Raw genomic sequence first — 13,387 nt, forward strand, 5'->3', positions numbered from 1 at the left:
CCTGCAGCGATGTGGACCTTGACCGATTCCCTGCTGCCCCGCCCCTCCGGCGCCACCGACTGGAGTGATGACGCGTTTCATGACGCGCCGGGCACCTACGTGCCCGCCCCTGCGGGCAGCGATGGTGAACGCCTTGCCCGTCTGCGGCTGATCCGGTCACGCCGCGTCGGACCGGCCACCTATCTGCGGCTGATGGGCGAACATGGCGCGGCGACGGCCGCCTTGCAGGCCCTGCCCGAGATCGCGCGCGCGGCCGGCGTGGATGGCTACACCCCCTGCCCCGAACCCGTGGCGCTGGCCGAACTCAAGGCCGCGAAACGGGCGGGCGCGCGGATGCTCTGCCTTGGCGACCCGGATTACCCGGAGGACCTTGCCGGGATCGCCGATGCGCCGCCCGTGCTTTGGGCCAAGGGACGAACCGAGTTGCTCTGCCGCCCGATGCTGGCGCTGGTCGGCACGCGCAACGCCTCGGCGCTCGGCACGCGGATGGCGCGCAGCCTTGCGGCCGAACTGGGCGCCGCTGGCTTCGTGGTGGTCTCCGGTCTGGCGCGCGGCATCGATGCGCTGGCCCATCGCGCCGCGCTGGAAACCGGGACCATCGCGGTGATGGCCGGCGGCCTTGACGTGATCTACCCGGCCGAGAACACCGATCTGGCCCGCGACATCGGGGCCAAGGGGCTGTCACTGAGCGAAATGCCCTTTGGCCTTGAGCCGCAGGCGCGCCATTTCCCGCGCCGCAACCGGATCGTGGCGGGGCTGTCGCGCGCGGTGATCGTGGTCGAGGCAGCGGTGCGGTCCGGCTCGCTCATCACGGCGCGGATGGCGCTGGAACAAGGGCGCGAGGTGATGGCCGTGCCCGGCCACCCGATGGACAGCCGCGCAGGCGGCGGCAACCTGCTGATCCGCGATGGCGCCGTTCTGGTGCGCAGCGCCGAGGATGTGATCGAGGCGCTGGGGGGGGCGGTTTCGCCACCTGTCAGACACAGCGCGGCGACGCCGTCCCCCACGCCCGCGCCAAAGGCCCCCGAGGGCGGCGTCGAGGGTGCGATACTTGCCACGCTGGGCGAGACCCCGGTCGCCGAGGATCAGCTGATCCGCGATCTGGGCCACCCGCCCCGCGCGGTCGCTCAGGCGCTGGCGATCCTCGAAATGGCAGGCCGGATCACCCGCAGCGCAGGCGGCCTTGTCGCCCGAACCTGACGAGGATCCTGGCCCGACACCGCCTCTGCCGCGCGGCAGCCGGAAAATTCCTCATTGTAAATGAGGGGTTTTGCCCCCATCCCCTGCCGCATTGACAAGCCGGGGCCTGACCCCACATGGTCCGCCGCCACACGGCCCCCCGGCCAAACAGGAAGTTTTGCATGCCCGTCGTCGTCGTCGAATCGCCCGCCAAGGCCAAGACAATCAATGGTTATCTGGGCAAGGATTACACGGTTCTCGCGTCCTATGGCCATGTCCGCGACCTGCCCTCCAAGGATGGGTCGGTCGACCCCGACCAGGGATTCGCGATGGAGTGGGAGATCGCGACCGATAGCAAGAAACACGTAAAGGCCATCGCCGACGCGCTCAAGGACGACCCCATCCTGATCCTCGCGACCGACCCCGACCGCGAGGGCGAGGCGATCAGCTGGCACCTGCAAGAGGCACTGACACAGCGCAAGGCGATCAAGGCGGGCATGCCGGTCAGCCGGGTGGTGTTCAACGCGATCACCAAGACGGCCGTGACCGAGGCGATGAAGAACCCCCGGCAAGTCGACATGGAACTGGTCGAGGCCTATCTGGCACGCCGCGCGCTCGACTATCTCGTGGGCTTCAACCTTTCCCCGGTCCTCTGGCGCAAGCTGCCAGGCGCGAAATCGGCGGGCCGGGTCCAATCGGTGGCCTTGCGCATCATCACCGACCGCGAGATGGAGATCGAGGCGTTCCGCGCCCGCGAATACTGGTCGGTCCGCGCCATGCTCGACACGCCGCGCGGCCAGAGCCTGGAGCTACGGCTCACCCATCTGAGGGGCAAAAAGCTCGACCGCTACGATCTTGCCACCGCCGCCGAGGCGGGGCTGGCGGTGCAGGCGGTATCCTCGCGCGCATTGGCCGTGACGGATGTCGAGGCGAAACCGGCCAGCCGCAACCCCGCCCCGCCCTTCATGACCTCGACCCTGCAGCAAGAGGCCAGCCGCAAGTTCGGCATGGGCGCGCGCCAGACGATGAGCGCGGCGCAGCGTCTTTATGAGGCGGGCCACATCACCTACATGCGGACCGACGGCATCGACATGGCGCCCGAGGCGGTTCATGCAGCGCGCGACGCGATCAAGGACCGCTATGGCGCCGAATACGTCCCCTCCGCGCCCCGGATGTACAAGAACAAGGCCAAGAACGCGCAAGAAGCGCATGAATGCATTCGGCCCACCGACATGGCCAAGGCCCCGGGCGACATTCGCCTGTCGGAAGATGACCAGCGCAAGCTCTACGAGCTCGTCTGGAAACGCACCATCGCCAGCCAGATGGAAGCCGCCCGGATGGAACGCACGACCGTCACGGTCGCCAGCGCCGACGCGCAAGTCGAATTGCGTGCGACCGGTCAGGTCGTGCTCTTCGACGGCTTCCTCAAGGTCTATGAGGAAGGCCGCGACGACGAGGCCGACGAGGACAGCCGCCGCCTGCCGCAGGTGTCCAAGGGCGACAAGCTGACCCCTGCCAAGGGCGCGCTTGCAGGCGAATGGTCCAAACTGGCGGCCCAGGATGACGCCGTGATCGACGCAGAGCCCAAGGGCGATCTGCGCAAGGCCGACGCGGCGCTTTTGTCCGCCGATGGCGCGGTCTTGGGCCAGCAGCATTTCACCCAGCCCCCGCCGCGCTACACCGAGGCCACGCTGGTCAAGCGGATGGAGGAGCTGGGCATCGGGCGCCCCTCGACCTATGCCTCCATCCTCGACACGATCGTGGCGCGCGGCTATGTGCGCAAGGACAAGAACCGCCTGATCCCCGAGGACAAGGGGCGGCTGGTCACGGCCTTTCTGGGCAATTATTTCGGCAAATATGTCGAATACGACTTCACCGCCGATCTGGAAAACCAGCTTGACGAGGTCAGCGCGGGCGACCGGGCCTACAAGGACGTGCTCGATGCCTTCTGGCGCGATTTCTCGGCCGCGCTGTCGGAAACGGCGGAATTGCGCATCACCGATGTGCTGGAAAAGATCAACGACGTGCTGGCGCCTCACCTCTTTCCGCCGCGCCCCGACGGGTCGGATCCGCGCGGCTGCCCGGTCTGCGGCGTGGGCCGTCTGTCCATGCGCACGGCGCGCTCGGGCGGGGCCTTCATCGGCTGCTCGAACTACCCCGAATGCCGCTACACCCGCCCCTTCGGCCCCCCCAATCCCGAGGGCGAGGATGGCACCGGCATCGGGCTGGACGGCAAGATGCTGGGCGTGGACCCCGACACCTCGGAACCCGTGACGCTGCGTGACGGCCGCTTTGGCCCTTATGTGCAACTGGGCGAGGCGACCGAGGATAATCCCAAGCCCAAGCGCGCCTCGCTGCCCAAGGGTTGGTCGGCCGAGGCGATGGATTTCGAACAGGCGCTGAAACTGCTCACGCTGCCGCGCATGGTGGGCGCGCACCCCGAGGATGGTGGGCCGGTCGAGGCCGCGATCGGGCGCTTCGGCCCCTATGTGAGCTACAAGGCCAAGGAGGCCGCCAAGCCGCTTTACGCCAATCTGCCCGAGGTCGACGAGGTCTGGACCATCGGCATGAACCGGGCGGTGGAATTGCTGGCGGCCAAGGCTGCAGGGCGCAGCGGGCGCGGGTCAGCTGCGGCCCCGCTCAAGGAATTGGGTGAGCATCCCGAACATGGCGGTCCCGTTCAGGTAATGGCCGGGCGCTACGGGCCTTACGTCAAATGGGACAAGGTGAATGCGACCTTGCCCAAGGATGTGGAGCCCGAGGCGCTGAGCATGGAACAGGCGGTGGAGCTGATCGCCGAAAAGGCATCCAAGGGCGGCAAGGGCAAGGCGAAAGCCAAGACGCCCGCCAAAGCCAAGGCCGCGGCGAAACCGAAAGCCGCCGCAAAGCCAAAGGCTGCCGCCAAATCCAAGGCTGCGGCAAAGCCCAAGGCCAAGGCCGCCCCGAAAACGGCCTGACGGCTGGGCGGGGCGCCCGGAAAACGCGTTTTTCGGGCCGGAAAACCCCGGTTCTCCGGTCGCCGCGGGCAACGTCCACATTTCCCCTTGATCGACCAGGCTCGAGCCATGACATGAGCGGCATGGATACACGCACCCCCCTCGATTTCCTGCTGACCCGCCGCTCGGTTCCCGTACGGATGCTGTCGGCCCCCACTCCCGACGACGCGACGCTTACGCGCCTGCTGACCGCCGCCGCCCGCGTGCCCGATCACGGCAAGCTCGTGCCCTTCCGCTTCGCCGTTCTGCGCAAGCCCGCCGTGGACCGGCTGGCCCGGATCACGCGCGAGGTTGGAACAGATCAGGGGCGCGATCCCGACAAGCTGGCAAAACAAGCCGCGGCCTTCGACGATGCGCCGATGACGGTCGCGGTGATCTGCACGCCGCGCGAAGGCACCCCCATTCCGGTTATTGAACAGGAACAGACCGCGGCGCTGGCCTGCCTAAGCCTTGTGAACGCGGCCGAGGCGGCAGGGTTCTCGGGCCATTGGCTGACCGGCTGGATGGCGCGCGACCCCGATTTCCTGCGCGTGGCCTTTGGGATTGAGGCGCCGCAATCCGTGGCGGGCTTTGTGCATCTTGGCACGCCCAAGGGTCAACCCGCCGACCGGCCCCGGCCCGATCTCGACGCGATCACCGAGTGGATCGACACATGATCCTGCAGGCCTTTCTCAAATCCCTCGGCCAGTTGTCCGACCGCCGGTTCCTCATGGTGCTGGGCCTTGGCGTCGGCCTGACGCTCGTGCTGCTCATCGGCTTCTACATCGGCTTCGTCACCTTGGTGGGCCTCATCATGCCCGACACCTTCAACCTGCCTTGGATCGGCGAGATCACCTGGGCCGAGACCGCGATCAGCTGGGCGGCGGTGCCGCTCTTCTTGCTGGTGTCGGTCTTTTTGATGGTGCCCGTCGCCTCGGCCTTCATGGGGATATTCCTCGAACAGGTGGCCGATGCGGTCGAGGATGTGCATTACCCCGACCTTCCCCAAGCGCGCAGCGTCGGCATTCTCGAAGGGATGGGGGATGCCGCGCGGTTCCTTGGCGTGGTGATCGGCGTGAACCTCGTGGCGCTGGTCGGCTACCTGCTTTTCGCGCCGATTGCGCCGCTGCTGTTCTGGGTCGTGAACGGCTTCCTGCTTGGCCGGGAATACGGCCAGCTTGTCGCCCTGCGTCGGACGGATGCGGCGGGCGCGCGGGCATTCCGGCGGCGCAATTCAGGCACGCTGTTTGCGGCGGGCGTCTTGATGGCGGTGCCGCTGACGATCCCGGTGGTCAACCTGCTGGTCCCGATCCTTGGGGCTGCGACCTTTACCCACCTCTATCACATGCTCAATCGGGTTGCCCCATCCCGAAGCGCGTGAACAGGTCAATGTCGTCGATGGTGACGGCGCCCGACAAGATGACGCCTGCGATCACGGCCCAGATCCCCGCCGCCACGCCCGAGGTCACCAAGAAACGGCGCTTGAGTTGAGGGTTCACCGGGGCCGAGCCATGGGTGCCCATGACCCGCTCGCCGGTGTCGGATTGGCTGGTCACACCCACCTGCAACACGACGAACAGCGTCATGAACCAGATGATTGCGTAAAGCACGATGCCGGTGACAACGCCCATCAGACCTGCTCCAGTTCCACAAGCGTCCCGTTGAAATCCTTGGGATGCAAGAACAGCACGGGCTTGCCATGCGCCCCGATCTTGGGCTCGCCGGTGCCCAGCACCCGCGCGCCTGCAGCCTGAAGGCGGTCGCGTGCGGCGAGGATGTCGTCGACCTCGTAGCAGACATGGTGGATGCCGCCCGAAGGGTTCTTGTCGAGAAACCCCTGGATCGGAGAGTTTTCGCCCAGGGGATACAAAAGCTCGATCTTGGTATTGGGCAGTTCGATGAACACGACGGTCACGCCATGGTCGGGCTCGTCTTGTGGCGGGTTCACCTTGGCACCCAGCGTGTCGCGGTATTGCGCGGAGGCGGCCTCTAGGTCCGGGACGGCGATGGCGACATGGTTCAGGCGGCCGATCATGGGGGTATCTCCTGCTTGGCGTGGGCGAGATATGGCCCGCATGGCCCCGCAAGCCAAGGGGTGAAGCGCCGCAGGCGGCCGCATTAACCGGGGGTCAACCTTGAGCGGCTTTACTGGGACGGTGACGGAGATTCGGCGCGCTGGCGTCGCTTGGCATGCATCGGACAGGGGACGACACATGGATGACGACCTGACACATATGGATTTTCGCCCGCGGCCCACGCCCGAACGGCCCCTTCTCGGCCTGACCATACTGGTGGTGGAGGACAGCCGCTTCGCGTCCGAGGCGATGCGGCTCTTGTGCCTGCGCTCGGGCGCGCGCATCCGGCGCGCAGATTGTATCGCATCCGCCGAGCGGCACCTCAATGTCTACCGCCCATCGGTTGCCATCGTCGATCTGGGGCTGCCCGACGGGTCGGGCCATGACCTGATCGCGCGCATCCACGCGATGCGGCCGCGTGTCCCGATCTTGCTGGGCACCTCTGGCGCCGACCGCGACACCGCCGAGGCCGAGGCGCGCGCGGCTGGCGCCGACGGCTTCTTGCCCAAACCGGTCGAGGCGCTGGCGCTGTTTCAGGCCGCCATCCTCGAGCATATGCCCGAGGCGATGCGCCCGCGCCTGCCGCGTCTGGTGGAGCCGGGCGCCGTCACGCCCGACCTCATCGCCTACCGCGAGGATCTGACCCATGCGATGGAGCTGCTGGCGCTGGACGATCCGCCGGTGGGCTACCTGCGGCGGTTCCTGCTGGGCGTGGCGCGCACGGCCCGCGACGACGGGCTGGAGGATTGCGCCAACGGCATGACTCCAGCGCTAGATCAAGACGGGCGCAGCACCCTGCGCCACGCGCTGTCGAGCCGGATACAGGGTTTGCCGATGGCGATGTGAAGTTTGCGCCCAGTGTGCCGGCCTTAGACCGCGAATTAATCCGATCAAAAGGTAGATAGATCAGGCCATTTTTTACCAAAACTAGCACAAATCCAACACTCTGTGGATAAGCTGTGGATCAATCCCGCGGAATGACCCTAAGCCCCAACTCCATCAGCTGGTCGCTGGTCGGATCTGAGGGCGCGTTCATCATCAGGTCCTCGGCGCGCTGGTTCATCGGGAACAAGATGACCTCGCGGATGTTCGAGGTGCCTGCAAGGATCATCACCAACCGGTCGATGCCAGCCGCACATCCCCCATGGGGCGGCGCGCCGAACTGGAAGGCATTGACCATGCCACCGAAACGCTTGCGCACCTCATCCGCGCCGTAACCCGCCAGCTCGAAGGCCTTGAACATGATCTCGGGCTTGTGGTTGCGGATCGCGCCCGAGATGACCTCGTAGCCGTTGCAGGCAAGGTCGTACTGGTAGCCCAAGACGCCCAGCGGATCGCCCGACAACGCGTCGAGCCCGCCTTGCGGCATCGAGAACGGGTTGTGGGAAAAGTCGATCTTGCCGGTCGTCTCGTCCTTTTCGTACATCGGGAAATCGACGATCCAGGCAAAGGCGAAGCGGGTCTGGTCGATCAGGCCCAGTTCCTCGCCGATGGCGGTGCGGGCACGTCCCGCGATGGCCTCGAATTCCGACGGTTTGCCGGCGAGGAAGAAGGCGGCATCGCCTGCCTTGAGGCCAAGCTGGGCGCGGATCGCCTCGGTCCGCTCGGGGCCGATGTTCTTGGCCAAGGGGCCTGCGGCCTCAAGCGACCCATCCTCCGCGTCGCGCCAAAAGATGTAGCCCATTCCCGGCAGCCCCTGCCCCTGCGCCCAAGCGTTCATGCGGTCGCAAAACTTGCGCGAGCCGCCCGTGGGCGCGGGGATGGCGCGGATTTGCGTGCCGTCTTGCTCGAGGATCTTCGCAAAAATCGCAAAGCCCGAGCCCGCGAAATGCTCGGACACCACCTGCATCTCGATCGGGTTGCGGAGGTCGGGCTTGTCGGTGCCGTATTTCAGCGCCGCCTCGGCGTAGGAGATGCGCGGCCATTGGGCGGCAGGATCGACGCGGCGGTCGCCGCCGAATTCCTCGAACACGCCTTGCAGCACCGGGCCGACGGTGCCGAACACATCCTCTTGTTCGACAAACGACATTTCCATGTCGAGCTGGTAGAAATCCGTGGGCGAACGGTCGGCGCGCGGATCCTCGTCGCGGAAACAGGGCGCGATCTGGAAATAGCGGTCGAAGCCCGAGACCATGAGGAGCTGCTTGAACTGCTGGGGGGCCTGCGGCAGGGCGTAGAACTTGCCGGGGTGGAGCCGCGACGGCACGAGGAAATCGCGCGCGCCTTCAGGGGAGGATGCGGTGATGATCGGCGTCTGGTATTCGCGGAAGCCCAGATCCCACATGCGCCGCCGGATCGAGGAAACAACGTCGGAACGCAGCACCATGTTGGCCTGCATCGCCTCGCGGCGCAGGTCGAGGTAGCGGTATTTCAGCCGGGTTTCCTCGGGGTAGTCCTGATCGCCGAAGACCTGCAGCGGCAGATCGCCGGTGACGGCCCCCAATACCTCGAGATCGCGGACATAGACCTCGATCTCGCCGGTGGGGAGTTTGGGGTTCACCAGCGCCGCATCACGCGCCTTCACCACGCCGTCGATGCGGATGCAGAATTCGGCGCGCAGCTTTTCCATCTGCGCGAAGACCGGGCTGTCGGGATCGCAGAGCACCTGCGTGATCCCGTAATGGTCGCGCAGGTCGATGAAGATGACCCCGCCATGGTCGCGCCGGCGATGCACCCAGCCCGAAAGGCGGACGGTCTGACCGGCATCGGCGGCGGTCAGGGCGGCGCAGGTGTGGCTGCGATAGGCGTGCATCATGGGTCCCTTCGGGCGGATCTGGCGTCGCGCCGATAGACCGCCGGTGCGCGGTGAAGTCAACCCCGGCGGGGGTGCGGGATGGCGGGCCGGGCTTGCATATTTGGGGAAAGATGAAGCGGCAGGCCTCAGTCGCGGCAGGCGAGTGTCTCGGCCATCGCGGAGGGCGAGAAAGGGGCGATGTCGCGGCTGACCAGATCGCCTGAGGGCAGAAGGACGGTGGCCCTCACGCGCGACCAGTCGCTGTTGGCGGTCAACATCTCGGGGCCGTTGCCGCAGTCGCGCAGGCCGCCGGTGATGAAGGCCTCGCCGATGCGGTGGTTGGTGAGGCCGGGCAGGGCCGCGACTTCGGTCAGGGTGGCGCTGTCAGAGCCGTCGAAGACGATGCGCCAGACGCGAAGGGTTCGGGCCAGATGTGGGCGGTCGATATAGGCCAGTTCCATGGCACCGTCGCCGTCGAGATCGGCTGCGGCGACCGGCGCAAGCCACCGAAAACGCTGGCCGATCCACGGTGTGCTGGCAAGGGGGTGCAGCGCATCGGCGCCGATGCGCCAGATCGCAAGCCGTGCGCCATGTTCCTCGTGGGATTCGACTGTCACGATCTCGGGGCGCCCGTCGCCGTCCAGATCGGCAAGGCGCGGGGCAAGATCCTCGAAGACCACGGGCGCATCCCATGCGCTGCGCAGGGTGCGGCCATCGGGCAGGGTCACCGCAAGGATGGTATATTCGACATCATCACCCAGAACGCCGTGCGGGTAGCGCGTCGTCGGCCCCTCGTAGGCGGCGGCGTAGCCGGTCTGCGCAAGGGCCGGGCCGGTCGCCGCCAGCCACAGGCCTGCCGCCAGCCCTGCGCCGCGGGCAGGATCGCGCCACGAGCGGGTGGGCTGTCGCGGCGCCGCCACAGCCGTTCAGATCTGCTTTTCAGGCATCTGTACCACGAGACCGTCCAGCGCGTCCGAGACCTTGAGCTGGCAGGTCAGGCGCGAGCGGGTGGTGTCGGGCTGGTAGGCAAACTCCAGCATGTCCTCTTCCATCGGGTCGATCTCGGGCAGCTTGGCGACCCAATCGGGGTGGACATAGACATGGCAGGTGGAACAGGCGCAGGCGCCGCCGCAATCGGCCTCGATGCCGGGGATGTTGTTGTCGCGCGCGCCTTCCATGACGGTCAGGCCGTTGGGCACGTCCACGACATGTTCGGTTCCGTTATGCTCGATATAGGTGATCCTGGCCATGGGGTTCCCTGCTCTGGCGGTCTGAATGGGTCGGTCGTGACGTAATACGCGGGACGCGCGCTTTCCAGCCCGAATTGGACGGGTTGCGCCACGGGCTGAATGTTCTACATTTGTTCTTAATGGAGCCCCTACTGTCCCCCCCCGACTGGCCGCGCGCGCCGGTCTGCCTGCCGCACCACCTGCTGCATCTGCCGCCCGAGGGCGCGCGGGTGGCGGTGGCGGGGCTTGTGCTGGTGCGGCAGCGGCCGGGCACGGCCAAAGGGGTGATCTTTGTCACGCTGGAGGATGAGTTCGGGGTCTGCAACGTGGTGGTCTGGCAAAAGATCTACCAACGCTTCCGCCGCGCGGTGATTGCGGGGCGGCTGCTCAGGGTCACGGGACGGGTGCAGCGGCAGTCGGGCGTGACCCATGTGGTGGCAGAGGAGGTGGAGGATATCTCGGCGCTGCTCGACGATCTGGTGCGCCTGCACGAGCCGACCCGCGCCGCCGACCAGCCTTGAGCGACAGGGCGCTTTCGCGGCGGGGCGAAACAGGGTATCGTGGAACCAAGAATAAAACGCGGCGAGCAGTCCTCCCTATGCGCCACAGCCTCCTTCTGCCCGGGCTTTTGGCCCTGACCGCCTGCATGCCCGCAGGCGACCGCAGCGCCTTTTCCCAACCTCTGAGTGCAGGCGAAGGCGCCATCGAGGTCATGCGTGGTGCAGGCCCGCCCGATGCCGACCCGAGCGCGTGCTACGCCAATGAATCGACGCCGGCGGTGATCGAGACGGTGACCGAACAGGTGATGATCCAACCGCCGCAGATCGCCAGCGACGGACGTGTGCTGGAACCCGGCGTCTTCGTCAGCGAGAGTCAGCAGCGCATCATCCGTGAACGGCGCGAGCTGTGGTTCCAGATCCCCTGCGAGATGCAGGTGGGCGATCCCGAGTTCATCGCCTCGCTGCAACGCGCGTTGGCCGCGCGCGGGTTGTATCAGGGTCCCGTTACGGGCGAGATGACCCGCCGGACGGAGCGCGCAATCCGCGCCTATCAAGAGCCACAGGGGCTGGACAGCACGATCCTGTCGCTGGCCGCGGCGCAGCAATTGGGCCTGTCGCTATGGAACCCGGAACTGGCCGCGGGCGGCGGGCAGGGCTGAGGTTTTCGCGACAAGGGCCCTTGCATCGCGCCAGAGCCCTTGCCTTGGGACATGGCCCGCGTCAGTTCTCGAGGCTGATCGCCACGAAGCGCGGGTTTCCGGCGCGGCGGATCAGCAGCAGGATGGACTTCTGCCCGTTATCGACCGCTGTCTCTACCCGCGCCGCAAAATCGGCAACGGTGGTCACGGGCTGCTGCGCCACCTCGGTGATGATGTCGCCGGGTTCCAGCCCCTTGGCGCTGGCGTCCGAGGCAGGGTCCACCGCCTCGACCACAAGACCGCCCGACACGCCTTGCGCGCCCAGACGCTGCCGCAGCTCGTCGGTCAACGGAACCAGTTCCATCCCCAGAACCTCGGCAGAGGGGGTCGGAATGGGCGTGCCATCGGGTGCGGTGGGTGTCGCGGCACCTTCGGCCGTTTCGCGGCGGCCAAGCGTCACGTTCAGCGTCTCTGTCGCGCCATCGCGCACCACGATGATGCGCACAGTCTGACCCTCGGCGCTTTCGCCGACCATGCGGACAAGGGCGCGGGTGTCTACGATGTCCTGCCCGTCGAGGCTGAGGATGACGTCGCCTACGGCGATCCCGCCTGCCCGCGCCGGACCCTCGGGTACGTCGGTGACAAGTGCGCCACGTGCCTGTTCAAGGCCCATGCTTTCGGCGATGTCGGCGCTGACGTCCTGAATGCGGACCCCCAGCCATCCGCGCCGCGTCTCGCCGAACTCGCGCAGTTGCGCCACCACATTGGTCACCACGTCCGAGGACATCGCAAATCCGATGCCGATGGACCCGCCGGTGGGCGACAGGATCGCGGTATTGACCCCGATCACCTCGCCGTCAAGGTTGAAGAGCGGCCCGCCCGAGTTGCCTCGGTTGATGGCAGCATCGGTCTGGATGTAGTCGTCATAGGTGCCCGACAGTGCCCGGCCCGAGGCCGAGACGATGCCGACCGACACAGAAAAGCCCTGCCCCAGCGGGTTGCCCATGGCCATGACCCAATCGCCCACGCGCATCGCGTCGCTGTCGCCGAAGGGCACGAACGGCAGCGGCGCATCTGCCTCGACCTTGAGAAGCGCGATGTCGGTGTTGGGGTCGGTGCCGATCAGCGCAGCCTCAAGCGTGAAGCCGCCACGGAACTCGATCAAGATCTCGTCGGCACCCTCGATGACGTGGTTGTTCGTGACGATATAGCCGTCCTCGGAAATCACGAAGCCCGAGCCCAGCGCCTGGCTGCGACGAGGGCCCTGTTCGGGGTTTCGCCGATCGAGAAAGTCGTTAAAGAAATCCTCAAGCGGCGAGCCCTCGGGCACCATCGGGCCAGGGCCTTGCCGACCGGCGACCACGGCCGAGGTCGTGATGTTGACGACCGCATCGCCAACCTGATCGACCAGATCGGCGAACGTGGCGGGCGGGGCAGATTGTGCCCGCGCAGGCCCGCTGGCCACAATCGCCGCCAGCACGATCATTGCGGCGATCAGTGCCAAGAGGGCGCGACGGTATAGCGTCTGACCCGCATCGCGTGGGGCGGCAATCGCGCGGGCACGGGGCGCTTGCCGCGGGTCTTGGGACTGTTGGATCGTCACGAACTTCCCTCCTGTCAGCCATGCCGGGGCGGGCACGTCACCTGCCCCCGGACCCCTCTGATATTCGGTCGGAAATCGCCGGGTTCAATCCCCGGCCTCAAATTGCCGGTGACACATCCGTCACGTCGGCGTGAGCATCTCTGATCCGACCCGCAGACAGGCCATTTCCGGGATCGTGTCACGGCGTTTGGATTTGCGCAAAGGTGGATTTGCCTACCCGGCAGTGGGTCGCTGACCGGAGGGTGGTCACAGCAGCCCCGAGCTCAGGGCCCACGATACCAGCACCGCGCCCAGCGTCATAGCGGCCAGACCGATGATGCGCCGGGTTTCCACCGGGATCGCCGCAAGGGCGCGCAACAGGTCCTCAAGACGCGAAGGGGCCAGTGCGAACACCAGCCCCTCGATCACAAGCACCATGCCAAGCCCCAGTATGAACGCCCAGAGCAGCATTTCG

General features: G+C 66.6%; 14 protein-coding genes. 7 read left to right on the forward strand and 7 right to left on the reverse strand.

Features of this window, described 5'->3' with window-relative positions:
- Positions 1 to 9: 9 nt before the first annotated feature.
- From dprA to C7455_RS10900, 4 genes are all read left to right on the forward strand, one after another.
- Positions 10 to 1,200, forward strand: coding sequence for a DNA-processing protein DprA (gene dprA, locus C7455_RS10885; protein WP_109668090.1), 1,191 nt, complete (start codon positions 10 to 12; stop codon positions 1,198 to 1,200).
- A 161-nt stretch (positions 1,201 to 1,361) separates the two neighbouring features.
- Positions 1,362 to 4,136, forward strand: a complete 2,775-nt coding sequence (topA, locus tag C7455_RS10890; RefSeq protein ID WP_109668092.1) for a type I DNA topoisomerase — start codon at positions 1,362 to 1,364, stop codon at positions 4,134 to 4,136.
- A gap of 122 nt (positions 4,137 to 4,258) precedes the next feature.
- Positions 4,259 to 4,831 carry a nitroreductase family protein gene (locus C7455_RS10895; RefSeq protein WP_109668217.1) on the forward strand — a complete coding sequence of 191 codons (573 nt, stop codon included), beginning with the start codon at positions 4,259 to 4,261 and terminating at the stop codon, positions 4,829 to 4,831.
- On the forward strand, positions 4,828 to 5,535 hold the full coding sequence (locus C7455_RS10900; RefSeq protein WP_109668094.1) for an EI24 domain-containing protein: 708 nt from the start codon (positions 4,828 to 4,830) through the stop codon (positions 5,533 to 5,535). Before C7455_RS10895 ends, C7455_RS10900 begins: the two co-directional genes overlap by 4 nt.
- Here C7455_RS10900 and C7455_RS10905 read toward each other — a convergent pair.
- Positions 5,504 to 5,785 (reverse strand): DUF1467 family protein, encoded by a 282-nt coding sequence (locus tag C7455_RS10905; RefSeq protein WP_109668096.1) that lies wholly within the window; start codon positions 5,783 to 5,785, stop codon positions 5,504 to 5,506. The two genes, C7455_RS10900 and C7455_RS10905, sit on opposite strands and share 32 nt — an antisense overlap.
- On the reverse strand, positions 5,785 to 6,189 hold the full coding sequence (mce, locus tag C7455_RS10910; RefSeq protein ID WP_109668098.1) for a methylmalonyl-CoA epimerase: 405 nt from the start codon (positions 6,187 to 6,189) through the stop codon (positions 5,785 to 5,787). The genes C7455_RS10905 and mce overlap by 1 nt, the downstream gene beginning before the upstream one ends.
- A 178-nt stretch (positions 6,190 to 6,367) precedes the next feature.
- Here mce and C7455_RS10915 point away from each other — a divergent pair, with 178 nt between their 5' ends.
- Positions 6,368 to 7,075 (forward strand): response regulator, encoded by a 708-nt coding sequence (locus tag C7455_RS10915; RefSeq protein ID WP_109668099.1) that lies wholly within the window; start codon positions 6,368 to 6,370, stop codon positions 7,073 to 7,075.
- 118 nt (positions 7,076 to 7,193) lie between these two features.
- Here the strand turns inward: C7455_RS10915 and aspS are convergent, their stop codons facing one another.
- From aspS to C7455_RS10930, 3 genes are all read right to left on the reverse strand, one after another.
- On the reverse strand, positions 7,194 to 8,981 hold the full coding sequence (aspS, locus tag C7455_RS10920) for an aspartate--tRNA ligase (protein ID WP_109668218.1): 1,788 nt from the start codon (positions 8,979 to 8,981) through the stop codon (positions 7,194 to 7,196).
- A gap of 128 nt (positions 8,982 to 9,109) precedes the next feature.
- On the reverse strand, positions 9,110 to 9,883 hold the full coding sequence (locus C7455_RS10925) for an FG-GAP repeat domain-containing protein (protein WP_109668101.1): 774 nt from the start codon (positions 9,881 to 9,883) through the stop codon (positions 9,110 to 9,112).
- A gap of 6 nt (positions 9,884 to 9,889) precedes the next feature.
- A complete protein-coding gene (locus C7455_RS10930; protein ID WP_109668103.1) occupies positions 9,890 to 10,213 on the reverse strand; it encodes a 2Fe-2S iron-sulfur cluster-binding protein in 324 nt (107 codons plus the stop codon).
- A gap of 119 nt (positions 10,214 to 10,332) precedes the next feature.
- Here C7455_RS10930 and C7455_RS10935 point away from each other — a divergent pair, with 119 nt between their 5' ends.
- Positions 10,333 to 10,713, forward strand: coding sequence for an OB-fold nucleic acid binding domain-containing protein (locus tag C7455_RS10935; protein ID WP_109668105.1), 381 nt, complete (start codon positions 10,333 to 10,335; stop codon positions 10,711 to 10,713).
- 77 nt (positions 10,714 to 10,790) lie between these two features.
- Positions 10,791 to 11,351 (forward strand): peptidoglycan-binding domain-containing protein, encoded by a 561-nt coding sequence (locus tag C7455_RS10940; RefSeq protein WP_245904300.1) that lies wholly within the window; start codon positions 10,791 to 10,793, stop codon positions 11,349 to 11,351.
- Positions 11,352 to 11,412: 61 nt separating this feature from the next.
- Here the strand turns inward: C7455_RS10940 and C7455_RS10945 are convergent, their stop codons facing one another.
- Complete coding sequence (locus C7455_RS10945; RefSeq protein ID WP_109668106.1) at positions 11,413 to 12,816, reverse strand: Do family serine endopeptidase; 1,404 nt, start codon at positions 12,814 to 12,816, stop codon at positions 11,413 to 11,415.
- Between the two features lie 363 nt (positions 12,817 to 13,179).
- On the reverse strand, positions 13,180 to 13,383 hold the full coding sequence (locus tag C7455_RS10950) for a DUF2065 domain-containing protein (RefSeq protein ID WP_109668108.1): 204 nt from the start codon (positions 13,381 to 13,383) through the stop codon (positions 13,180 to 13,182).
- Between the last annotated feature and the right edge of the window lie 4 nt (positions 13,384 to 13,387).

The organism is Roseicyclus mahoneyensis, from assembly GCF_003148775.1.
GTDB classification, from domain to species: domain Bacteria; phylum Pseudomonadota; class Alphaproteobacteria; order Rhodobacterales; family Rhodobacteraceae; genus Roseicyclus; species Roseicyclus mahoneyensis.

Coding starts and splice junctions, on each gene's coding strand:
- dprA (WP_109668090.1), top strand. CDS start 10: ATGTGGACCTTGACCGATTCCCTGCTGCCCCGCCCCTCCGGCGCCACC.
- topA (WP_109668092.1), top strand. CDS start 1,362: ATGCCCGTCGTCGTCGTCGAATCGCCCGCCAAGGCCAAGACAATCAAT.
- C7455_RS10895 (WP_109668217.1), top strand. CDS start 4,259: ATGGATACACGCACCCCCCTCGATTTCCTGCTGACCCGCCGCTCGGTT.
- C7455_RS10900 (WP_109668094.1), top strand. CDS start 4,828: ATGATCCTGCAGGCCTTTCTCAAATCCCTCGGCCAGTTGTCCGACCGC.
- C7455_RS10905 (WP_109668096.1), bottom strand. CDS start 5,785: ATGGGCGTTGTCACCGGCATCGTGCTTTACGCAATCATCTGGTTCATG.
- mce (WP_109668098.1), bottom strand. CDS start 6,189: ATGATCGGCCGCCTGAACCATGTCGCCATCGCCGTCCCGGACCTAGAG.
- C7455_RS10915 (WP_109668099.1), top strand. CDS start 6,368: ATGGATGACGACCTGACACATATGGATTTTCGCCCGCGGCCCACGCCC.
- aspS (WP_109668218.1), bottom strand. CDS start 8,981: ATGCACGCCTATCGCAGCCACACCTGCGCCGCCCTGACCGCCGCCGAT.
- C7455_RS10930 (WP_109668103.1), bottom strand. CDS start 10,213: ATGGCCAGGATCACCTATATCGAGCATAACGGAACCGAACATGTCGTG.
- C7455_RS10935 (WP_109668105.1), top strand. CDS start 10,333: ATGGAGCCCCTACTGTCCCCCCCCGACTGGCCGCGCGCGCCGGTCTGC.
- C7455_RS10940 (WP_245904300.1), top strand. CDS start 10,791: ATGCGCCACAGCCTCCTTCTGCCCGGGCTTTTGGCCCTGACCGCCTGC.
- C7455_RS10945 (WP_109668106.1), bottom strand. CDS start 12,816: ATGATCGTGCTGGCGGCGATTGTGGCCAGCGGGCCTGCGCGGGCACAA.
- C7455_RS10950 (WP_109668108.1), bottom strand. CDS start 13,383: ATGCTGCTCTGGGCGTTCATACTGGGGCTTGGCATGGTGCTTGTGATC.